20 protein-coding genes and 1 riboswitch are annotated in these 21,582 nt (G+C 70.5%); of the genes, 4 read left to right on the forward strand and 16 right to left on the reverse strand.

The window, feature by feature from the left end; all coding sequences use genetic code 11:
- Nucleotides 1-34: 34 nt before the first annotated feature.
- A complete protein-coding gene (locus ACZ3HQ_RS23760) occupies nucleotides 35-1,177 on the reverse strand; it encodes a glycosyltransferase family 4 protein (protein WP_467513856.1) in 1,143 nt (380 codons plus the stop codon).
- A gap of 128 nt (nucleotides 1,178-1,305) precedes the next feature.
- On the opposite strand from ACZ3HQ_RS23760, the gene ACZ3HQ_RS23765 reads away from it, so the two are divergent.
- Nucleotides 1,306-2,529 (forward strand): glycosyltransferase 87 family protein, encoded by a 1,224-nt coding sequence (locus ACZ3HQ_RS23765; RefSeq protein ID WP_467513857.1) that lies wholly within the window; start codon nucleotides 1,306-1,308, stop codon nucleotides 2,527-2,529.
- A gap of 3 nt (nucleotides 2,530-2,532) precedes the next feature.
- Here ACZ3HQ_RS23765 and ACZ3HQ_RS23770 read toward each other — a convergent pair whose 3' ends face one another.
- The 5 genes from ACZ3HQ_RS23770 to ACZ3HQ_RS23790 all read right to left on the reverse strand — a co-directional run bounded on the left by ACZ3HQ_RS23770 (nucleotide 2,533) and on the right by ACZ3HQ_RS23790 (nucleotide 7,892).
- Nucleotides 2,533-3,690, reverse strand: a complete 1,158-nt coding sequence (locus ACZ3HQ_RS23770; RefSeq protein WP_467513858.1) for a hypothetical protein — start codon at nucleotides 3,688-3,690, stop codon at nucleotides 2,533-2,535.
- Nucleotides 3,691-3,749: 59 nt separating this feature from the next.
- The gene (locus ACZ3HQ_RS23775) at nucleotides 3,750-4,754 is read right to left on the reverse strand and encodes a C40 family peptidase (protein ID WP_467513860.1); all 1,005 of its coding nucleotides are present in this window, start codon (nucleotides 4,752-4,754) and stop codon (nucleotides 3,750-3,752) included.
- A gap of 238 nt (nucleotides 4,755-4,992) precedes the next feature.
- Nucleotides 4,993-6,033, reverse strand: coding sequence for a C40 family peptidase (locus ACZ3HQ_RS23780; protein ID WP_467513861.1), 1,041 nt, complete (start codon nucleotides 6,031-6,033; stop codon nucleotides 4,993-4,995).
- 210 nt (nucleotides 6,034-6,243) lie between these two features.
- The gene (locus tag ACZ3HQ_RS23785) at nucleotides 6,244-7,587 is read right to left on the reverse strand and encodes an NYN domain-containing protein (protein WP_467513863.1); all 1,344 of its coding nucleotides are present in this window, start codon (nucleotides 7,585-7,587) and stop codon (nucleotides 6,244-6,246) included.
- A gap of 65 nt (nucleotides 7,588-7,652) precedes the next feature.
- Entirely contained in the window at nucleotides 7,653-7,892 is a 240-nt protein-coding gene (locus ACZ3HQ_RS23790) for a hypothetical protein (protein WP_467513864.1), read from the reverse strand.
- Nucleotides 7,893-8,054: 162 nt separating this feature from the next.
- Between ACZ3HQ_RS23790 and ACZ3HQ_RS23795 the strand changes: the two genes are divergently transcribed.
- The gene (locus tag ACZ3HQ_RS23795) at nucleotides 8,055-8,825 is read left to right on the forward strand and encodes a rhomboid family intramembrane serine protease (RefSeq protein WP_467513865.1); all 771 of its coding nucleotides are present in this window, start codon (nucleotides 8,055-8,057) and stop codon (nucleotides 8,823-8,825) included.
- Nucleotides 8,822-9,103, forward strand: a complete 282-nt coding sequence (locus ACZ3HQ_RS23800; protein WP_399709287.1) for an Lrp/AsnC family transcriptional regulator — start codon at nucleotides 8,822-8,824, stop codon at nucleotides 9,101-9,103. The genes ACZ3HQ_RS23795 and ACZ3HQ_RS23800 overlap by 4 nt, the downstream gene beginning before the upstream one ends.
- A gap of 37 nt (nucleotides 9,104-9,140) precedes the next feature.
- Here ACZ3HQ_RS23800 and ACZ3HQ_RS23805 read toward each other — a convergent pair whose 3' ends face one another.
- The 6 genes from ACZ3HQ_RS23805 to ctaE all read right to left on the reverse strand — a co-directional run bounded on the left by ACZ3HQ_RS23805 (nucleotide 9,141) and on the right by ctaE (nucleotide 16,282).
- Entirely contained in the window at nucleotides 9,141-10,490 is a 1,350-nt protein-coding gene (locus tag ACZ3HQ_RS23805; protein WP_467513867.1) for an aminotransferase class V-fold PLP-dependent enzyme, read from the reverse strand.
- Nucleotides 10,491-10,660: 170 nt separating this feature from the next.
- A riboswitch (SAM riboswitch) is annotated at nucleotides 10,661-10,777 on the reverse strand.
- Between the two features lie 108 nt (nucleotides 10,778-10,885).
- The gene (gene trpD / locus ACZ3HQ_RS23810) at nucleotides 10,886-11,950 is read right to left on the reverse strand and encodes an anthranilate phosphoribosyltransferase (RefSeq protein ID WP_467513868.1); all 1,065 of its coding nucleotides are present in this window, start codon (nucleotides 11,948-11,950) and stop codon (nucleotides 10,886-10,888) included.
- A 149-nt stretch (nucleotides 11,951-12,099) separates the two neighbouring features.
- Complete coding sequence (gene qcrB / locus ACZ3HQ_RS23815; protein WP_467513869.1) at nucleotides 12,100-13,737, reverse strand: cytochrome bc1 complex cytochrome b subunit; 1,638 nt, start codon at nucleotides 13,735-13,737, stop codon at nucleotides 12,100-12,102.
- Nucleotides 13,734-14,792, reverse strand: a complete 1,059-nt coding sequence (qcrA, locus tag ACZ3HQ_RS23820; RefSeq protein WP_467513870.1) for a cytochrome bc1 complex Rieske iron-sulfur subunit — start codon at nucleotides 14,790-14,792, stop codon at nucleotides 13,734-13,736. The genes qcrB and qcrA overlap by 4 nt, the downstream gene beginning before the upstream one ends.
- On the reverse strand, nucleotides 14,789-15,601 hold the full coding sequence (qcrC, locus tag ACZ3HQ_RS23825; RefSeq protein WP_467513872.1) for a cytochrome bc1 complex diheme cytochrome c subunit: 813 nt from the start codon (nucleotides 15,599-15,601) through the stop codon (nucleotides 14,789-14,791). Before qcrC ends, qcrA begins: the two co-directional genes overlap by 4 nt.
- Nucleotides 15,602-15,661: 60 nt before the next feature.
- On the reverse strand, nucleotides 15,662-16,282 hold the full coding sequence (ctaE, locus tag ACZ3HQ_RS23830) for an aa3-type cytochrome oxidase subunit III (RefSeq protein ID WP_030810341.1): 621 nt from the start codon (nucleotides 16,280-16,282) through the stop codon (nucleotides 15,662-15,664).
- Nucleotides 16,283-16,427: 145 nt separating this feature from the next.
- On the opposite strand from ctaE, the gene ACZ3HQ_RS23835 reads away from it, so the two are divergent.
- The gene (locus tag ACZ3HQ_RS23835) at nucleotides 16,428-16,829 is read left to right on the forward strand and encodes a response regulator (protein WP_467513873.1); all 402 of its coding nucleotides are present in this window, start codon (nucleotides 16,428-16,430) and stop codon (nucleotides 16,827-16,829) included.
- Between the two features lie 53 nt (nucleotides 16,830-16,882).
- Here ACZ3HQ_RS23835 and ACZ3HQ_RS23840 read toward each other — a convergent pair whose 3' ends face one another.
- From ACZ3HQ_RS23840 to ctaC, 4 genes are all read right to left on the reverse strand, one after another.
- Nucleotides 16,883-18,145 carry a L,D-transpeptidase gene (locus tag ACZ3HQ_RS23840; RefSeq protein WP_467513875.1) on the reverse strand — a complete coding sequence of 421 codons (1,263 nt, stop codon included), beginning with the start codon at nucleotides 18,143-18,145 and terminating at the stop codon, nucleotides 16,883-16,885.
- Between the two features lie 168 nt (nucleotides 18,146-18,313).
- Nucleotides 18,314-18,712 (reverse strand): cytochrome c oxidase subunit 4, encoded by a 399-nt coding sequence (locus tag ACZ3HQ_RS23845; RefSeq protein ID WP_030810349.1) that lies wholly within the window; start codon nucleotides 18,710-18,712, stop codon nucleotides 18,314-18,316.
- Entirely contained in the window at nucleotides 18,709-20,442 is a 1,734-nt protein-coding gene (ctaD, locus tag ACZ3HQ_RS23850; protein ID WP_130334277.1) for an aa3-type cytochrome oxidase subunit I, read from the reverse strand. The genes ACZ3HQ_RS23845 and ctaD overlap by 4 nt, the downstream gene beginning before the upstream one ends.
- Entirely contained in the window at nucleotides 20,439-21,428 is a 990-nt protein-coding gene (gene ctaC, locus ACZ3HQ_RS23855; protein ID WP_434975314.1) for an aa3-type cytochrome oxidase subunit II, read from the reverse strand. The genes ctaD and ctaC overlap by 4 nt, the downstream gene beginning before the upstream one ends.
- Nucleotides 21,429-21,582: the final 154 nt, after the last annotated feature.

Here is a 21,582-nt window from a genome sequence, read left to right on the forward strand (position 1 = left end):
GGAGCGGCGCCGGGGAGTCCCCGGCGCCGCCGCGTCAGAGCAGCACCTTCAGCCGTTCGGCCAGCAGGTCCCAGCGCCACTTCTCCTCGACCCAGCTCCGCCCGCGCTCGCCCATGCGGCGGCGCAGACCCTCGTCGGCGAGGAGGGCGGTGATCCGCTCGGCGGCCTCGGCGGGTTCGCCGCCGCGCACCACCCAGCCGGTCTCACCGTCGAGCACGGCGTCCGGGGCGCCGCCGGAGTCACCGGCGACGACGGGCAGCCCGGTCGCGGACGCCTCCAGGTAGACGATGCCGAGCCCCTCCACGTCCAGCCCCCCGCGCCGGGTGCGGCACGGCATGGCGAACACGTCCCCGGCACCGAAGTGCGCGGGCAGCTCGGCCCAGGGCACCGCGCCGGTGAACCGTACGGAGTCCGCGACGCCGGTCTCGGCGGCCAGGCGGTGCAGGTCGGCCTCGTAGGGGCCGCCGCCCACGATCAGCAGGACGGCGTCCGGCTCGGCGGCGAGGATCTGGGGCATCGCCTGGATCAGGGTGTCCTGGCCCTTCCTCGGCACCAGCCGGGAGACGCACACCACGACCGGCCGGTCGGCGAGCCCGAGCCGGGCGCGCACCTCGTCCCCGCCGGAGCCGGGGTGGAAGGTCTTCTCGTCCACACCGGGCGGCAGTTGGACCATGCGTCCGGCCGCCTCAGGGGTGAGCCCGGCCGCGATCCGGGACCGGGTGTACTCGCCGAGGTAGGTGATCGTGTCGGTGGACTCACCGATCCGGCGCAGCAGGGCGCGGGCGCCGGGCAACTGGGCCCAGCCCGCCTCGTGACCGTGGGTGGTGGCCACCAGCCGCTCCGCGCCGGCCTGGCGCAGCGCGGGTGCCATCAGCCCGAGCGGCGCCGCCGCCCCGAACCACACGGAGGTGCAGCCGTGCTCCCGCAGCAGCCCCACCGCCCGCCGGGTCGCCGCCGGCGTGGGCAGCAGCATGGTCGTACGGTCGCGTACGACGGTGAAGGGCTGCTCGGCGTCGAAGGCGGCGGTCGCCTCGGCGCCTTCCCGGCCGCGCTTCCAGGTGGAGGCGTAGACGACGATCCGGTCGGGGTCCAGGCGCAGCGCCATGTTGTGCAGGAACGCCTGGATGCCGCCGGGGCGGGGCGGAAAGTCGTTGGTCACGATCAGGGTCTTGTGCATCGCCGCCGACCCTACCGGGTGGCCCGCCGGGTCCCCGGCCGGGCGGAGTCTGTGGCAGGGACACGGCCGTAAAGGACATCATGAGTCTTCCGACGCGCACGACACACGACCGAACGGCAGGGGATCACGTGGACACGAAGGGCGCCGGGCGGTCCCTGGCGTGGCTCGCGGCGGTGTGGGCGGCGAGCCGTGCCGTCCTGCTGCTGACCGTGTTCAAGGTGATCACCGTCGCGGGCCCGGACGTCACCTCGGACGTGTCGGTGATCTACCGCGGCTGGTACGAGGTCCTGCGGCAAGGAACGTTTCCGCTGGACGACGTGACCTGGCAGTACCCGCCCGCGGCGGCGCTCGCGGTCCTCTCCCCCGGCCTGCTGCCGTTCCTGGACTACACGCACGCCTTCTTCGTCCTGTGCTGCCTCACCGACCTCGTGGTGCTCGCCCTGCTGGTGCGCCACGGCCGCGGGCCGGACCGCTCGCCGCGCGGCGCGTGGCTGTGGACGGCGGCCGTCCCGCTGCTCGGACCGACGGTGTACGCGCGCTACGACGTGATGGTGACCGCCCTGGCCGTGGCCGCCCTGCTGGTGGCCGCCCGGCATCCACGCGCGTTCGGGGTGCTGACCGCGCTCGGCGCGATGGTGAAGGTCTGGCCGGCGCTGCTGCTGACGGGCTCCTTCCGGCGCCGTCCATGGGCGTCGGCGGCGGTGACGGCGTCGGGGCTGGCGGCGCTGTTCGCGGTGTCGATGCCGGGCGCGTTCGCCTTCCTGACCTTCCAGCGGGACCGGGGCACCGAGGTGGAGTCGCTGGGCGCGCTGGTCTTCCATGTGGCCCGGCACTTCGGCTGGGAGGGTCAGGTACTGCTGAACTACGGCTCGATCGAGTTCCTGGGCCCGTGGGTCGGGGTGGTGAGCACGGCCGCACTGGTGCTGACCGGGGCCGCGTTCGGCTGGCTGGTGCTGTGGCGGCTGCGGGTGGCGCGGACCGACGAACTGACGCTCCCCGAGGCCGCGTTCACGGCGGTGCTGCTGTTCACGGTGACGAGCCGGGTGATCAGCCCGCAGTACCTGGTGTGGCTGACCGGCCTGGCCGCGGTGTGCCTGACCCACCGCGCGACCCGGATGACGGCGCCCGCGCTGATGGTGGCCGTGGCGTCCCTGGTGACGCTGCTGGAGTTCCCGATCGGCTTCATCCACGTGGTGACGAGCGACTGGTACGGCGTGACGCTGATGGTCGTGCGCAACGGCCTGCTGGTCGCCGCCTCCCTCGCGGCGGGCCGCCGCCTGTGGCGCTCCACCGTGTCCCCGGTGCCCCTCGCGTCCGCCCCCGCCGCGGCGCAGTCGCCCGTCTCCCCTTGAGACTCAGCCCAGTTGTGCCCGGACGTAGTCCTGCCACGCGGCGGTGAACTCCTCCGGGGTGGTGTCCAGCACCGTCTTCAGCGCTCCCTCGACCGCACCCGCCCGGGTGCCGTGGGCGCCGACGGCCCGGTAGAAGGCGCGCAGCTCCTCCTCGCCCCAGCGCTCGGCGATCATCCGGCAGGCCAGCCAGCCCGACTCGTAGGACCGGGCCAGCCCGGCCGGGTCGCCGGTGAAGCCGAAGTCCTTGTCCGTGGGGAGCGCGGCCGGGACGTGGCCGTCCGCGACGGCGCGGGTCAGCTCGGGGGCCGCCTCGGCGGGGGTGCGGCCCGTGCCGAGGTAGCCGGTCCAGTCGGCGTACCCCTCGGACAGCCAGAGCGGGGTGGCGGCGGTGGTCGCGGAGCGGGTGGCCACATGGGTGGTCTCGTGCGTGAGCACCACCTGTTTGCCCAGGTCACCGAGGGCCGCGTACGCCTCCGGGTTGATCACCACCCGGTCGGCGGGGGCCCGTCCGGCGCCCGGTGTCTCGGCGGTGGTGACGGCGGCGATGCCCCGGTACTGGGCGGCGGGCGAGCCGAGCAGCGCGGCCATGCCGTCCAGCGAGCGCGGCACCAGCACCACCACCCGGCGGGCCCAGCGGGCGCCCCAGGCGCGGGAGACGGCCGGTACGGCGCGGTCCGCGAGCCGGGCGTAGCCGCGCAGCTCGTCGGTGCTCTGCCCGGTGCCCAGCACCAGGCTGTGCGCGCCCCTGACGGCGCCGACCGCCCCCTGGTCCCAGAGCTGCTGCCCGGCGCCCTGGGCGGGCCCCTCGGCGGCGACGTACCAGCCGCCGTCGGCGGTGTGGCTCAGGGTGAGGGTGCGGCGGGCGGTGACGGGCGCGGTGTCCTGGCCCGCGACCCGGTAGCTCAGCTCGGCCTCCGCGCTGGTCCCGTCGGTGCGCAGCGAGGTGATCCGGTAGGACCAGGCGGCCAGCGGGAGCGCCCGGAGCCGGGTGTAGGGGGTGCGGGTGCCGGTGGTGGCGTACGCGGCCTCGTCGTGGCCGAGCAGGGCGGTGGCCCTGCGGTCGAGCACCCGCTGCACCTCGGCGCGGGCGCCGGTGCCGGGGTCGCGGTGGCCGCATCCGGAGAACGCCGGCAGGAGCAGCAGGCAGAGTCCCGCCGCCACCGCTCGCCACGCTCTCTCCCGGCCGGCCACCGTCCGATCGTACGGGGTGTGGGCTGGGCTCAGGGCCGGGTCACCGCGGAGATCGGGAGCATGCCGACCCGGTCGTAGCGCACCGCCGCGCCGGGGTGGGGCGCGTGGATGACCTGGCCGTTGCCGGCGTACATCGCCACATGGCTGGCGTCGGAGCGGTAGATCACCAGGTCGCCGGGGCGGGCCTGGGAGAGCGGGACCTGGTGCCCGGCGCCCCGCTGGGCCTGCGAGGTGCGCGGGAGCTGGACGCCGGCCCGGGCGTACGACCACTGCATCAGGCCCGAACAGTCGAAGCCGGAGGGCCCGTTGGCACCCCACACGTACGGCCGGCCGAGCGCGGAGCGGGCCGCGGCGAGCGCGGCGGCGGCCCGGGGGTTCAGGTCGCCGAGGCCGGTGAGATCGGGGCGGCCGGAGCGGGAGGACCGGTTGTAGTCGGCGCGGTCGGCGGCGGACAGGGAGTCGAAGAGGCGCCGGGCGCGGGTGAGCCGCTCGCGAACGTTCCGCTTGTGCGCGGCGACCGCCTTGCGGGTGCGCTCCAGGTCACCGAGCTTCGCCTGGGCCTCGGCCCGCTCCTGGGCGAGGTCGCGCAACGCACCGCTCAGTTCGCGCAGTTGCCCGGCCCGCCGGGTGTCGATGCGGTCGACGACGGACGCCTTGTCGAGGTAGTCGTCGGGGTCGGCGGAGAAGAGCAGGGCGACGGCCGGGTCGATGCCGCCGGATCGGTACTCGGCGCCGGCGAGCGAACCGAGGTGCTCCCGCAGGGTGTTGACCCGCTGCTGGGTGCGGGCGATGTGGTCCTGGGCGTCCCGGACCTGGTGGCGCAGCTTGTCCGCGCGCTCGTCGGCCCGGTCGTAGTCCTCGGTGGCGCGCTCGGCCGCCGCGTAGAGCCGGTCCAGTTCGGCGCGGGCGCCGTCGCGGGGGCTCGCGTGGGCGGCGGGCACGGCGCCGAGGGCGGCGGCCGCGGCCGACAGCACGCACAGGGCGGCGGCACCCCGGTCGCAGCCGGATGTTGCGGGACGGCGATGGGACGCCACGGCGGTCCTTCCCCTGGACGACGGGAACCGTCCCCCCGGCGCGCGGACGGGCGGGGGCCCTCGGTGCCGGGGAAACGCGCCAGACAGTAGCCGCAGCGGCACCCACCGGCCAACGACCGCCGTGCGCACACACGGTGACGCCCCGGCGCCGACGCAGGTCAGCGGCGGGGCGCCAGGGGTCGCGCGGTGCCGTGATTCGCCCGTTCGGGCGGGTGTGGCACGTCGGCCGGAGCCTGTGTCAGACGCGGACGCCGAACATGAACGGGCCGCCGATGGTGCTCATGGACTCGTAGCGGACGACCGTGCCGGTGCGCGGGGCGTGCAGTACCTGGCCGTTGCCCGCGTAGAGACCGACGTGGTGGATGTCGTTGAAGAAGAAGACGAGGTCGCCGACCTGGAGGTCGCTCGTGGAGTAGATCCGCGTGCCGATGTTGGCCTGCGACTCGGAGGTGCGCGGGATGGAGACCCCGGCCTGGGCGTAGGCCCAGGAGGTCAGACCCGAGCAGTCGTACGCGGAGGGGCCGGTGGCGCCGTAGACGTACGGGGTGCCGATCTTGCTCTGGGCGGCGGAGAACGCGGCTCCGGCGCGGCCCGAAGCGGGCACGGCGTGGCCGAGCTGGACGCGCTCGCTGGAGGAGCGGTCGGCGCGCTGCTGCTCGGCGGCCAGGGCCTGCTTCTCCTTGGCGGTCAGGGTGTTGAGCAGGCGCTGCGCCTCGCCCAGCTTGCCCTGGACCTCCTTCTTCTTCTTGCCCAGCTCGGTGCGGGTGGCGGCGAGGTCCTTGAGCTTCTCGGTGGCCTCGGCGCGGTCCTGGGCGAGTTCGCGCTGCTTGTCCTGGATCTTCTTCAGCGCCTCGACCTGCTGGCCGCTCAACTGGTCGAGCGTGGACGCCTTGTCGAGGTAGTCGTCCGGGTCGGCGGAGAGGAAGAGCTGGACCGAGGGGTCGATGCCGCCGCTGCGGTACTGGGCGGTGGCGAGCGAACCGAGGCCGTCGCGCAGCTTGTTGAGGTCCTGCTGGCCGCGGGCGACGTTGTCCTGGATGGTGGAGATCTCCTTCTGGAGCTTCTCCTGCTTCTCCTTGGCGCCGTTGTACTTCTCGGTGGCCTGCTCGGCCTGCTCGTAGAGCTTGTCGACCTGCGCCTTGACCTCGGTCTTGCCCGGCTTCTCACTCGGGGCTGCGTTGGCCGCGTTCGCGCTCAGCGCGACTGCGGCGGCCGCCGCCGTGGTCAGCACGGTGATGCGCGTGCGGCTCGGCTGCTTGGGTCGACGATGGGACGCCACGGAGGAGGAACTCCTTCTTGTGAGTGATCACCCGCTCGGAGGTTCGAACTGACCCTAGTGACCCAGTTGTGATCAGTTCAAATCCTCACAGCAAAAAATCCAGTCCCTCACTGCATATTTTGCACTCAACGCACCACACGTGACATCAGGTTGACCCTCTGTCGTCCACAGACGCCCCCAATCCGGGCATGTGCCACGTCCGTCGGGCGTTCAGGACAGTCGCTTGAGAAGTACCGCAGAGGCCACGGGGCGCGCTCCGGCGCGTGCGACCCCGTCCGCCACCTCACGGTCGGTGGAGGCCACGATGACGGGCCGGCCCGGCGGTTCGGCGCGCACGAGCTGACGGATCAGCTCGTCCGCCGTCACGCCCGGCTTGGAGAACAGCACCCGGACCCCGCGCGGCGGCGCGAGCAGCACCGGGGCGGCCAGTTCGGCGCCGTCGAAGACACAGGTGACCTCGGCGCCGGTCTGCGCGGCGAGCGCGGAGAGCTGGCCGAGCAGTCTGAGCCGCTGCTTCTCCAGCGGCATCTGCGGATAGCCGGTCTTGGTGACGTTGTAGCCGTCGACCACCAGATGGGCCTGCGGCAGCGCGAGCAACTGGTCGAGGATGGCCGGGTCGTGCTCGGACAGGGCGCGGGCGGCGATGTCCTTGGGGGTCATCCGGCCCGGCTCGACGGCGTCCACGGTCTCCGCCGGGCGCACCGACACCGGGGGCAGGGCGAGTTCACGGCGCAGCCCCTGGGCCGCCTCCAGGACGGTGTCGAGCAGCAGCCGTACCCGCATGTCCTCCACGCTGCGGCCCTCGCGGACCGCGCGGCGGGTCGCCTCCAGCGCGGCCTCCGACTCGCCGAGGCGGGTCTTGAGCCGGCGCGACTCGCTCTCGGCGGCGGAGACGGCGGCCTGGCCCTCGGCCCGCGCGGACTCGGTCTCGGCGCGCTCCTTGCGCAGCGCCGCCTCCCCGCGCTTGACGTCGCTCAGGGCCGAGCGCAGCTTGCGGTGCAGCGCGTCGGTCTCCTTCTTCGCCGCGTCCAGCTCGGCGCGCAGCCGGGCGGTCTCGGCTCTGGTGTGCTCGCGGGCCCGCTCCAGTTCCTCGCGGAGCTTCTCCAGCTCGGCGCGGCTCTCCTCGTCCACCCGCTCGGCGTCCGCGCGCTGCGCCTCCTCGCCGGCCGCGGCGACCAGCTTGGCCCAGCCGGGCGGGCGCAGCACATAGGCGGCGGCCGCGACGTCGAGGGGGTCGGCGGCCGGGGGCGGCGCGCCCGCCTCCAGCGCGCCGCACAGCTCGGGCTGGGTCTCCCTGTACCGCTCGGCGATCCGCTGCCGGAAGAGGCGTTCGGTCTCCAGGGCGGCGGCCATCGCGTTCCCGGCGAACTTGGCCCGCCGGTTGGGTGTGAACCGGGCGTACTGCCGCAAGGGGGCGGGCAGTTCGGCCATGGTCAGGGCACCGAAGGCGTCCGAGACGATTCCCACGACCCGGCGGCGCACGCCGTCGGGCAGCGGACGGTCAAGCACCTCGGCGGTGCCGTCCTCCGGCCCCCCGCCCGCGGTCTCCACCATCCGTCACACCCCAATGCCCGACATGCCCGATCCACCTGTCCGATCCCGCGCGGACCGCCCCGCCCTCAGGAGGCGGCGCCCGGCCTGTCCACGAGTTCCACCTGGTCCACCGCGTTGCACCAGCGGCAGCGGACCGACTCGATGGTCTCACTGACCACCTCGCGTTCCTCGACCGTCGGCTCCCCGGCCAGGTCGAGGTGGACGTACTCGACGGCCTTGGTGGAGCGGGTCACGTCGAACCGGGTGAGGTTGCCGCACAGGGTGCAGCGCCAGCGTGTCGTGGCGGTCGGCGGAGGAACCGTCATGGCGCAGCTCGCTTCCTTCTCGTCGCGTCTGGCGGACATCACGCGCGCCGGTCCGGCGCGTGTGGCCGTAACCCTACGGCCTGCCGGGTGTTCGCCGCCCGCCTGTCCGAAGCGGCGAGGCGGTCTGTACCAGTGCGTCCGGTTACGTCATGCTCTGTATTCATGATCAGAGAGTGGAGCACGACCGCCGCCCGGACCGTCAGGGCGGTCCGGGGCAACCCGGCGCCGCTGACATACGGCCTCATCGCCCTGTGCTGCCTGATCTTCCTGCTGGGCCCGGCCTCCGGTTTCACCCACACGTACGGCACCGGGGACGCCCTGCTCGCGGCGCAGCGGGCGTACTTCCGGCACTGGGGGGTGATCCCGGCCGGGCTCTTCGCGGAGCCGGTGCGCGAGGCGCTCACGCCGGTGACCGCGCTGTTCGTGCACGGGAGCTGGGTGCATCTGCTCGGCAACATGCTGTTCCTCTTCGTCTTCGGCGTGCTCACCGAGGAACGGATGGGCCGCGTCGAGTTCGCCCTCTTCTACGTCGGCTGCGGCTACCTCGCCCTGCTCGGGTACGCGCTGGCCAACGCGGACTCCGAGCAGTCCCTGGTCGGCGCCTCGGGGGCCATCTCCGCGGTCCTCGGCGCCTTCCTCCACCTCTTTCCGCGGGCCCGTGTCACCAGTCTCCTCCCGTTTCTCTTCTTCCTCCCGCTGCGCTTCCCGGCCTGGGTGGTGCTGCCCTTCTGGGCCGGCCTGCAGTGGTACGCGGCGGGCCGCGCGCCCGAGGGTCCCGGCGTCGCCTACCTCGCCCATGTGATCGGCTTCTGCCTCGGCTTCGGCTACGCCTGGCTCCGGTACGGGCGCAGGCGGTGCGAGAAGGAGGGTCCGGGCGAGACTAGAGTTGGGGCCGCCCCGGCTCCGGCGTCCAAGGGAGAGAACCAGCCGTGATCACCGCGATCGTCCTGATCAAGACCAGCGTGGACCGGATTCCGGAGATCGCCGAGCAGATCGCCGCGCTGGAGAGCGTGAGCGAGGTCTTCTCCGTCACCGGCACCTACGACCTCATCGCCATGGTCCGCGTGGCCCGCCACGAGGACCTCGCCGAGGTCATCCCCGGCCGCATCAGCAAGATCCAGGGCGTGGAGGGCACCGACACCCACGTCGCCTTCCGCACCTACTCCCAGCACGACCTGGAAGCGGCCTTCGCGATCGGCCTGGACAACTAGTCCCCTCCCCCGGCTGGTCCCCTCCCCCGGTACGCGGTCAGCTCTCCGGGACGCAGCGGCCGTTCTCCGTGCGGTAGGTCCAGCGGGCGCCCCGGGTGACCAGTTCGCGGACCGCTGTGACGAACCGGGTGACGTGCTCGTCCGGGGTGCCCGCGCCGAAGCTGACGCGGACGGCGTTCAGGGTGCCGGTGCCGCAGCCGGCCTGTTCGGCGGCGTTCGCCCCGAGGAGGGCGTGCACCAGGGGGTGGGCGCAGAAGAGGCCGTCGCGGACGCCGATGCCGTACTCGGCGGAGAGCGCGGCGGCGAGGTGGGAGCTGTTCCAGCCCTCCACCACGAAGGACAGCACGCCCACGCGCGGGGCGTCGTCTCCGAACAGGGAGAGCACCCGCACCTCCGGCACCTCGGCGAGGCCCGCCCGGAGCAGACCCAGCAGATGCCGCTCACGCGCGGCCGGCGCCTCGGGACCGGCCTCGGCGAGCGCCCGGCAGGCCGAGGCGATCGAGTAGGCGCCGATGACATTGGGGGACCCCGCCTCGTGCCGGGCGGCACCCTCGTGCCACTCCACCTCCACCGAGCCGTCGGCCCGCCGTGCCACCGTGCGGCTGGCGCCGCCGCCCGCGAGGTAGGGCTCGGCCGCGGAGAGCCAGTCCGCCCGCCCGGCCAGCACCCCGGAGCCGAAGGGCGCGTACAGCTTGTGCCCGGAGAACGCGATCCAGTCGACGTCCAGCTCGCGCACGCTCACCGCCTGGTGCGGCACCAACTGGGCGGCGTCCAGCACGATCCGCGCCCCGGCCGCGTGCGCGGCGGCGGCCAGCTCACGCACCGGCCACACCTCGCCGGTGACATTGGAGGCACCGGTGACGCAGACCAGCGACGGGCGCGCGGTGTCCCGGCCGGCGAGGGCACGCTCCAGCGTGCGCACGGCGCCCTCGTGGCTGCGCGGGGCGTCCAGGAAGGTCACGTCGGCCGCGCGCCAGGGCAGCAGCGCGGCATGGTGCTCGGTCTCGAAGACGTACACCTGGCACCCGGCGGGCAGCGCGCGGGCCAGCAGGTTCAGCGAGTCCGTGGTGGACCGGGTGAAGACGACCTGGTCGTCCTCCCGGCAGTGGAGGTACTCCGCGACCGTGCGGCGGGCGTTCTCGAACAGCTCGGTGGAGAGCTGCGAGAGGTGTCCGGCGCCCCGGTGCACGCTGCCGTAGTAGGGGGCGTAGGCGGCGACGTCGTCCCAGACCCGCTGGAGCGCGGGGGCGCTGGCGGCGTAGTCGAGCGCGGCGTAGCCGACCTCTCCCCCGGTGACGAGCGGCACGCGGACGTCCCGGCCGAGCACGGGCAGCGGGGCGGGGACGACATCGGTGGCGGCGGGGGCGAAGGCGGTGGAGACGGACATGGCTGAACTCCCGTGAGGCAGGCCGGAGTCACCGCGCGCAGGGCATGCGGACGCGGCACCGGAGAAAGGGTGGAAGGGGGTGTGCGGAGGCGGGGCTCGGCGGCCCTAGCGCATTCGCTTGCTCACGGAAGAAGGCTCCCTCGTACGACCAGGACCCCTGGTTCTCGAGGGGTCCGCGCTTGCCGTGGACCTTCTGGACCACGGCCTGGTCCTCACCCGGAGCACCCCGCCACGGACGGAGGGTTGCCGGACAGCCGGCCGGGGCCGCATGGCTGTCGCTCATGACCTGATCGGGAAGCTAGCCAAACGGAGCGCGCGGCGCAACCGACGTCCGGATGCCGGAACGCCGACGCGGCGAGGAGCAACCGCTCCCCGCCGCCCCCGCGGAACGACTCCTACCGGTTGCTGGCGGCCACCCACCGCTCCAGCGTGCGCGCCGCCGCCCCGGAGTCGATGGACTCCGCCGCTCTCGCCATGCCCGCCCGGAGCTGGTCCGCCAGCGGCTCCCGCGTCGGGTCCAGCGCGACCAGCGCGGCCGCCGAGTTCAGCAGCACCGCGTCCCGCACCGGTCCCCGCTCGCCCTCCAGCACCTTGCGGGCCACCATCGCGTTGTACGCCGGGTCACCGCCGCGCAGCGCCTCCACCGGCACCAGCTCGATGCCGACGTCACGGGGGTCGAAGACCTCCTCGGTGAACTTGCCGTCGCGCACGATCCACACCCGCGAGGGCGAGGTCGTGGTCAGCTCGTCCAGCCCGTCCTCGCCCCGGAAGACCAGCGAGGAGTTGCCGCGCTCGGCGAAGACGCCCGCGACGATCGGTGCCATGGCCAGGTTGGCCACGCCCACCGCCTGGGACCGCACCCGTGCCGGATTGGTCAGCGGACCGATCACGTTGAAGACCGTACGGACGCCGAGCTGGCCGCGGGCGGCGCCGACATGGCGCAGCGCCGGGTGGAACTTGACCGCGAAGCAGAAGGTGATCCCCGCCTCCTCGGCTACCTCGGCCACCCGCTTCGGCGTCAGCTCCAGGTTGACCCCGAGCCGCTCCAGCACGTCGGAGGAGCCGGACGCGGAGGACGCGGCCCGGTTGCCGTGCTTGATGACCTTCGCGCCGGTGCCGGCGACCACGATGGAGGACATCGTGGAGATGTTCACCGTCTTGGCGCCGTCCCCGCCGGTGCCGACGATGTCCACGGTCCGGCCGGGCACCTCGATGACATTGGCGTGGTCGTACATCGCCCGGACGATGCCGGTGATCTCCTCGACCGTCTCGCCCTTGGCGCGCAGCGCCACCAGGAAGCCCGCGATCTGGGCGTCCGTGGCCTCGCCGCGCATGATCCGGTCCATCGCCCAGGCGGTGGCGTCGGCGCTCTGGTCCCGGCCCTCCAGCAGGGCGTTCAGTACCTCGGGCCAGGAACGGCCCGCCGCGGTGTCGCCTCCAGCGGGGGTCACAGCGCTCATCAGGCCGCTCCTGGGTGTGTGTGAGGAAGACAGGTGTTCCGGGCACGCGGGGTGCCCGGTCCCACCCTATCCAGCCCGAACAGGGCGAAGGGCCCCGCCGGTGTTCCGGACGGGGCCCTTCGGCCGTGGCGTGGCGACGCGCGCGGGGATCAGTGGTGGCCGTGGCCGCTCGTGATCTCCTTGTACTCGTCGACGGTCGGCTTGGGGATCTGGTTGTCCTTGCCGTAGTAGGCGTTGGACAGCTTGACCCGCAGCCGCTCGGTGGGCTTCACCTTGCGCTCGACCCCGTTCTCGTCGACCGTGGGGCCGATCTCGGCGGGCTCGTACTGGTGGTGCGCCGTCAGGGTGTGGAGCTGGTCCTGGCTGAGCGGCTCGTGCACCTCGATGAACTCACCGTGCGGCAGGCGCTTGATGATGCCGGTCTCCCGGCCGTGCAGCACCTTGTCCTTGTCCCGGCGCTGGAGGCCGAGGCAGATCCGCTTGGTGACGATGAACGCGATCACCGGTCCGGCGAAGAAGAAGATCCGGACGAACCAGGTGACCTGGTTGATCGACAGGTGGAAGTGGGTGGCCCACAGGTCGTTGCCACCGCCGACCAGACCGATCATGTACACCGTGATCCAGGCGACGCCGAACGCGGTACGCGTCGGGGCGTTGCGCGGGCGGTCCAGGATGTGGTGCTCGCTCTTGTCACCGGTGACCCAGGACTCGATGAACGGGTAGACCGCGATGGCCATCAGCACGACACCGAACAGGACCAGCGGGATGAACACGCCCAGGACCAGCGTGTGGCCCCAGAAGTTGATCTCCCAGCCCGGCATGTAGCGGACCAGACCCTCGGCGAAGCCCATGTACCAGTCGGGCTGGGCGCCGGTGGAGACCTGGTCGGGCCGGTACGGGCCCATCGCCCAGATCGGGTTGATCTGCGCGACGGCCGCGATGGCCGCGATGACACCGAAGACCAGGAAGAAGAAGCCTCCGGCCTTGGCCATGTACACCGGCAGCAGCGGCATGCCGACGACGTTGGTCTCCTTCTTCCCCGGACCCGCGAACTGCGTGTGCTTGTGGTAGAAGACCAGGATCAGGTGCGCCACCATCAGGCCGAGCATGATGCCCGGCAGCAGCAGGATGTGGATCGAGTAGAACCGGGCCACGAAGTCGTGGCCGGGGAACTCGCCGCCGAAGAGGAAGAACGAGATGTACGTGCCGACGATCGGCATGGACAGGATCGCGCCCTCGGTGAAGCGCACACCGGTGCCGGAGAGCAGGTCGTCCGGGAGCGAGTAACCGGTGAAACCGGTGAACATGCCGAGGACGAACAGCAGGAAGCCGAACAGCCAGTTGACCTCACGCGGCTTGCGGAACGCGCCGGTGAAGAACACGCGCATCATGTGCACGAACATGCCCGCGAGGAAGATCAGCGCGGCCCAGTGGTGGATCTGCCGGATGAGCAGGCCACCGCGCACATCGAAGGAGATGTGCAGGGTCGAGTTGAACGCCTCCGACATGAGCTGTCCCTGGAGCGGGACGTAACTGCCGTGGTACTCCACCTCGTTCATCGACGGGTGGAAGAACAGCGTCAGGTACACACCGGTCAGGATGATGATGAGGAAGCTGTACATGCAGACTTCGCCCAGCATGAACGACCAGTGGTCCGGGAAGACCTTGCGCATGTTGGCCTTGGCCAGGGAGAAGATCCCCAGCCGGCCGTCCGCCCAGTCGGCGATGCGCTCGCCGGCCGGCGCCTTCCCGCGCGAGCGGGGGGCTTCGTTCGCTTCAGTACTCATCCGCGCTCCCAGAATGCAGGACCGACGGGCTCCGCGAAGTCGCCGAGCGCCTCGAGGTAGCCCTCGTCGTTCACACCGATGCGGAGCTGCGGCAAGGCGTGACCGGCGGGGCCGAAGATCACTCGGGCACCGTCGGAGAGGTCGAAGGTGGACTGGTGGCACGGGCAGAGCACGTGGTGCGTCTGCTGCTCGTACAGGGAGATCGGGCAGCCCACGTGGGTGCAGATCTTCGAGAACGCGACGATGCCCTCGTGGGACCAGGCCAGTTCCTGCTTGTCCTTGATGTCGTTCGGCTGGAGCCGGACGATCATCAGGGCGGCCTTGGCGATCTGGTCCTGGAAGTCCTCGTCCGTCTCCTCCAGGCCCTCGGGCTTGGCGAAGGTCAGCGAGCCGACGGCCACGTCCTCGGGACGCAGCGGCTCGTTGGTGTTGACGTTGACGAGGAGCTTGCCCTTCGCCCACAGCGTGTGGCGGAGCGAGTTGTGCGGCAGCGGACCGAGGTCGCGCAGCAGCATGACGCCGGAGAGCGGCACCAGGGCGAGCGCGCCGAACATCGTGTTGCGGATCAGCTTGCGACGGCCGATGCCGGACTCGGCGGCTCCCTGGCGGAAGTCGTCGAAGACCTGGGCACGGACCGTGGGCTCCGCCGCGATCGGGTGGCGCTCGGCCACCATCTCGACGTCGGACATCAGGGTGCGCGCCCAGTGGACGGCGCCCGCGCCGATGCAGAACAGCGCCGTACCGAGGGTCAGGCCGAGCGCGAAGTTGAGCGCGCTGATGTGCCCGATCGGGAAGACGAAGATCGACTTGTCGTGCGGGATCGTCACGTACGACGCGATGAAGCCGAGGGTGGCCAGCATCGAGATCGTGAACAGCAGGGCCACCGCGCGCTCGGACCGCTTGGCGGCCCGCTCGTCGATGTCCTGCACACGGTGCTCGTGCGGCGGCATACCCGGATCGGCGAACGGGGTCTCTTCGTCCGCGACGCTCACCGAGCCGTGCGGGTGGTCCTGCGCGGCGGGCAGGTTCTCTTCTGGAATGTCTTGGCTACTCATGACTTCTTGGCCTTTGCGGTCCGAGCGGCGACCCAGATGGCGACGGCGATCAGCGCGCCGAGGCCGAAGATCCAGGCGAACAGACCCTCACTGACCGGGCCGAGTCCGCCCAGCTCGAGGCCGCCGGGGTTCTCGGTCTCGCTGCTGTTGACCGCGTTCAGGTACGCGATGATGTCCTTCTTGTTCTTCTCCGTCATGGTGGTGTCGGGGAAGGACGGCATGTTCTGCGGGCCGGTCTGCATGGCCTCGTAGATGTGCTTGGGCGCGACGTCCTCAAGGCTCGGCGCGTACTTGCCCTTGGTCAGGGCACCACCCTTGCCGGTGAAGTTGTGGCACTGCGCGCAGTTGGTGCGGAACAGCTCGCCACCCGCGGCGATGTCCGCGCCTTCCTTGGAGTACTGCTCCTTGGTCGGCACGTTCGGTCCGGCGCCCAGCGACGCGACGTACGCGGCGAGCTGGTCGATCTGGGCCTGGTTGTAGATCGGCTTCTTGGCCGGGATCTGGGCCATCTGCGAGCTGGAGGCGGGCATGCGGCCGGTGCCGACCTGGAAGTCGACCGCGGCGGCGCCGACGCCGACCAGGCTCGGGCCGTCGGAGGTTCCCTGGCCACCGGTGCCGTGGCAGCTTGCGCAGCCCACCGAGTAGAGCTTCTGGCCCTCCTTGATGGTCAGGGACTGGGAGGTTTCATCGGCCTGCGCCTTGCCCGCGGGCGCGAACGCGGCGTACAGCCCCCCAGTGGCCGCCAGCGCGAGGAGTAGGACGACGACCGCCGCCAGCGGATGGCGTCGTCGTGCGGAGAGCTTTTTCACGGATTACCCCGGTGTCAGGATCTTCTGCGTCGGTGCTTCTGGATGTGCGGGCGGTGCCCGCTACTTGATCAAGTAGATCGTGGCGAAGAGGCCGATCCAGACCACATCGACGAAGTGCCAGTAGTAGGACACGACGATGGCGGCGGTCGCCTGCTCGTGAGTGAACCTCTTGGCCGCGTAGGTGCGGCCGAGGACCAGCAGGAAGGCGATGAGTCCGCCCGTCACGTGCAGGCCGTGGAAGCCGGTGGTCAGGTAGAACACGGAGCCGTAGACGTCGGAGGACAGCGAGATGCCGTCCTTCTTCACCAGTTCCGTGTACTCGAAGATCTGTCCGCCGATGAAGATCGCACCCATCACGAAGGTGACGATGAACCATCCGCGGAGCTTCTTCACGTCCCCGCGCTCGGCGGCGAACACGCCGAGCTGGCAGGTCAGGGAGGAGAGCACCAGGATCGTGGTGTTCGTCGCGGAGAAGGGCACATTCAGCGCGTGCGCCATCTCCTTCCAGTGATCCAGTCCGGTCACCGATCGAGCGGTGAAGTACATCGCGAAGAGGGCCGCGAAGAACATCAGCTCGGAACTCAGCCAAATGATGGTTCCGACGCTGGTGAGGTTCGGCCGGTTGACCGACGGGTGCGCGTGCCCGGTATCTACTGTCGTTGCTGTCGCCACGACCGACATTATGTCGGTCGCTTATCTCGCCCTCACTCCGGGGGTGCCGTTCGGAGTGTCTTCGCCTGTCGTACCGGTGTTGACGTGCTGTCCCAGGGAGTAGCATCCGGCCCACAACGGCCTGTCCGTAAGACGCCGACGTCTCGGAGGAAGCATGCAGCCGACCGCCACTGTGCTGGTGTACAGCGACGACTCCAACACCCGTGAACAGGTACGGCTCGCCACCGGCCGCCGGCCGGCTCCGGACGTGCCCCTGGTGGAGTTCGTCGAGTGCGCCACGCCCGAAGCCGTGGTGCGCGAGGTGGACCGCGGCGGCATCGACGTCTGCGTACTGGACGGCGAGGCGGTGCCCATGGGCGGCATGGGGGTGTGCCGTCAGATCAAGGACGAAGTCTTCGACGCTCCCCCGGTGTTGCTGCTCATGGGCCGCCCCCAGGACGCCTGGCTGGCGACCTGGAGCCGGGCCGACGCGGCGGTGACGCTGCCGGTCGACCCGATGGAGTTCGCGGAGGCGCTGGCCTCCCTGCTGCGCCGCAAGCGCCTCCAGAACGCCTAGGAGGGCCCGCTGAAGGGGTGCGGGGCTCCGTCCGGCTCCCGCACCCCGGAGCGTCATGCGGCGGCGGGGCGCAGGCGTACGGAGTCCCTGGGCGCCGACCCGTTCTGGGCGGCGCCGGTGAGGGCGCTGCCGGCGCCCCACTTCTTCCAGTCCAGGTTCCAGTCGCCGAAACCGTTGCCGAAGTCCTCCATGGCATGGCCGTTGGAGTTGACGACCTTGACGATGTCGCCGGCCCGGACGTGGTCGTAGAACCACTCGGCGTTCCCGGTGCTCATCCCGGTGCAGCCGTGGCTGACGTTGGCGTAGCCCTGCGAGCCGACCGACCAGGGCGCGGCGTGCACGTACTCACCCGACCAGGTGACGCGAGTGGCGTAGTACACCGGCAGGTCGTACGAGTCGGAGGTGCCCTCGGCGATGCCGACGGTGGTACCGCGCATCCGTACGAAGTACTGCTTCTCCAGGACCACTTTGACGCCGTTGCGGGTCTCGAAGCCGGGCTTGCCGGTGGTCACCGGGATGGTGTTGATCGCCTCACCGTTCTTGTAGAACGTGAGCTGGTGGGTGGCGGCGTCGGTGATGGCCTCCACCTTGTCCCCGATGGTGATCTTCAGGTCTTTGCTCTTGCCACCGCGCAGCCGGTCCGTGATCTTGATCCCGTCGAGGTTGCTGTGCACCTGGACGGTGGCGTGGGCCGGCCAGTACTCCTTGGGCCGGTAGTGGAGTTCCTTGTCGCTGACCCAGTACCAGGAACCCTGCACGGCGGGGACGGAGTCCACCCGCAGCCCGCTCTCCACCACGGCCCGCTGGGCCTTGTCCTTGATGGGCTGGTCGAGGTTGGCGACGACGGGCTGTCCGACGCCGTACTCCCCCGCCTCGGGCCCGAAGGTGACACCCAGGCTCTTCTTGCTCACCGTCTTGGTGGTGTCGAAGTTGAGGATCTTGCGGCCGGGGGCGCCGTCCTCGTCCTCGGTGCTCACGCGGACCGTGTAATGGGCGTTGGCGGCCAGCGGGGAGGTGCTGTGCCAGCGCCCGCCGTCGGCGGCGAGTTCACCCGCCACATAGCGTCCTGTGGCGTCCATGGCGGTGACATCGGTGATCCGGCCCTCGCCGCTCTTCAGGGTGACCTCGAGGGGCTTGTCCGGATCGGCCTGCTTCGCCTTGTCCGTGGGCGCGTTGAAGACGATCTGGTCGGCCGCGTCGTACGGCTTGGACGACAGGGCATTGCCGTCCGAACCGCAGCCGGTGACGCCCGCGCCGAGGGCGGCCACCAGCATGGCGGAGCTGACCACGGTGCGGGTCCGCGCAGTCTGATTCATATGATCACGCTATGAGATGAAGACCTCACTGGCTCGGCACGTAACCCGTATGAGGGACGGACACTGCGGCAAACGGACACCGCGACAAAGGGAGGAGCCCGGACGCTCCTGATGGAGTGTCCGGGCTCCCGCCGTGTCCTGCGCTGTGGTGCTGTGCCGCTGGGGGTGTTACTGGGTGCGGTTCTCACCGCGGTAGTACTCGAACACCCAGCCGAAGAGACCGACGGCGATCAGGGGTGCCGAGAAGTACAGCAGCCACCAGCCGACCGCGATGCCGAGGAAGGCCAGCGCGCCGCCGACCGCCAGGGACAGCGGCTGCCAGCTATGCGGGCTGAAGAAGCCCAGCTCGCCCGCGCCGTCCGCGACGTCGGCCTCCTTGTCGTCCTGCGCGCCCGCGTCGACCCGCCGGGCGGTGAAGCCCAGGTAGAAGCCGATCATGATGCACAGGCCGAAGGCCAGGAAGAGCGCCGTGGTGCCGGCCGGCTCCTTCGACCACACGCCGTACACGACGGCCATGACCAGGACGAAGATGCTCAGCCAGAAGAACATCCGACCTTGGATCTTCACTTGCCGGCCTCCTTGCTGCCCGCGATGGCGGCGCCGTGACCGGCGTGCTCAAGCTGCTCCAGCGCGGCGATCTCGGGGTGGTGCAGGTCGAACGCCGGGGATTCGCTGCGAATCCGCGGCAGGGTGAGGAAGTTGTGGCGCGGCGGCGGGCAGGAGGTCGCCCACTCCAGCGAACGGCCGTAGCCCCACGGGTCGTCCACCTCGACGGGCTTGCCGTACTTGGCGGTCTTCCACACGTTGTAGAGGAACGGCAGGATCGACAGACCGAGCAGGAACGAGGCGATCGTGGAGACCGTGTTCAGCGCGGTGAAGCCGTCGGCCGCCAGGTAGTCGGCGTACCGGCGCGGCATGCCCTCGGCGCCCAGCCAGTGCTGGACCAGGAAGGTGCCGTGGAAGCCGATGAACAGCGTCCAGAAGGTGATCTTGCCGAGGCGCTCGTCCAGCATCTTGCCGGTGAACTTGGGCCACCAGAAGTGGAAGCCGGCGAACATCGCGAAGACGACGGTGCCGAACACCACGTAGTGGAAGTGCGCCACCACGAAGTACGAGTCCGAGACGTGGAAGTCCATCGGCGGCGAGGCCAGGATGACACCGGTCAGACCACCGAAGACGAAGGTGATCAGGAAGCCGGTCGTCCAGAGCATCGGTGTCTCGAAGGACAGCGAGCCCTTCCACATCGTGCCGATCCAGTTGAAGAACTTCACACCGGTCGGGACCGCGATGAGGAACGTCATGAAGGAGAAGAACGGCAGCAGCACACCGCCGGTGACGTACATGTGGTGCGCCCACACGGTCACGGACAGACCGGCGATGCCGATCGTGGCCGCGATCAGACCCATGTAGCCGAACATCGGCTTGCGCGAGAACACCGGGATGATCTCGGAGATGATGCCGAAGAACGGCAGCGCGATGATGTACACCTCTGGATGGCCGAAGAACCAGAAGAGGTGTTGCCACAGCAAGGCCCCGCCATTGGCGGCGTCGAAGATGTGCGCGCCGAACTTGCGGTCCGCCTCCAGGGCGAACAGCGCGGCGGCCAGCACCGGGAAGGCCAGCAGGACCAGCACACCGGTCAGCAGCACGTTCCACACGAAGATCGGCATGCGGAACATCGTCATGCCCGGAGCACGCATGCAGATGATCGTGGTGATGAAGTTGACCGAGCCGAGGATCGTGCCGAAGCCGGAGAAGGCCAGACCCATGATCCACATGTCGGCGCCGACACCCGGCGACCGGACCGCGTCCGACAGCGGGGAGTAGGCGAACCAGCCGAAGTCGGCCGCGCCCTGCGGGGTGAGGAAGCCACCCACGGCGATGGTCGAGCCGAACAGGTAGAGCCAGTAGGCGAACATGTTCAGCCGCGGGAACGCCACGTCGGGCGCGCCGATCTGGAGCGGCATGATCCAGTTGGCGAAACCGGCGAACAGCGGGGTGGCGAACATCAGCAGCATCACGGTGCCGTGCATCGTGAACGCCTGGTTGAACTGCTCGTTGGAGATGATCTGCATGCCCGGGCGCGCCAGCTCGGCACGCATGAGCAGCGCCATCACGCCACCGATGAGGAAGAACGCGAACGACGTCGCCAGATACAGCGTGCCGATCGTCTTGTGGTCAGTGGTCGTCAGCCACTTGATCACGACGTTGCCGGGCTGCTTGCGCCGGATCAACAACTCGTTGTCGTTCGAGTCCTCGGTCGCGCCGGCACCCTGGGGTTCATTGAGGATGCTCACAGGTTGTTCGTCTCCCGGTTCTTCTCGTGGCTCGTCTGCGCGATGCCGGCGGGAATGTAACCGGTCTGCCCCTTCTTGGCGAGGTCCTTGAGGTGCTGCTCGTACCGCTCCGGGGAGACGACCTTCACGTTGAACAGCATCCGGGAGTGGTCGACGCCGCAGAGCTCCGCGCACTTGCCCATGAAGGTGCCCTCCTTGTTGGGAGTCACCTGGAAGGCGTTGGTGTGGCCCGGAATGACGTCCTGCTTCATCAGGAAGGGCACGACCCAGAAGTCGTGGATGACGTCACGCGAGGTCAGCACGAAGCGGACCGTCTTGCCCTTGGGCAGCCACAGCGTCGGGCCGGGGTTGCCGGTCTGCGGGTTCCGCGTACCCGGCGTACCGACGTCGTAGACGCCACCGGCGTTGGCCGGGAACTGGTCCACGAACCGCGTGGGGATGGCCGCGAGGTTCGGGTCCTTCTTGGCGTCACCGGTGGAACCCGGCACATTCTCGATGTAGTTGAAGCCCCAGCTCCACTGGAAGCCGACCACGTTGACCGTGACGTCCGGCTTCTTCTCCAGGCTGAGGAGCTTCGATTCGTCCCGCGCGGTGAAGTAGAAGAGCACCGAGACGATGATGATCGGAACCACCGTGTACAGCGCCTCGATGGGCATGTTGTACCGCGTCTGCGGCGGAACCTCGACCTTGGTGCGGCTGCGCCGGTGGAACATGGCGCTCCACAGGATCAGGCCCCACACCAGCACGCCGGTAGCGAGCGCGGCCGCCCACGAACCCTGCCACAGGGAGAGGATGCGGGGAGCCTCTTCCGTGGTCGGGGTGGGCATGCCGAGGCGGGGGAAGTCCTTGTATGTGCAACCGGTCGCGGTCGCAAGGACCAGGCCCGCGGTCAGTGCCTGCAGCAGCTTCCGCGTCGCGCGCCGCGGCTTGGGGGTACCGCCCACGCCTTTCGGGCGAAGGGGGAGGTCGGAGCCGTTGGGACTCACGTAGCGCCTTCCCGAGAGTCTCGCCCGCGCGGTCGGCTGCGGCCTTCTCGCTGGTCGGTCGCCGCCCTGCGTCGGGCAGGGGTTTGGATGTTTATGCGGACCAAACCCTAGCCGACGGTCTCCGACGGTTCGCGGGGAGGGGGGCATACGCGTC

Source organism: Streptomyces sp. NPDC018263, from assembly GCF_055562575.1.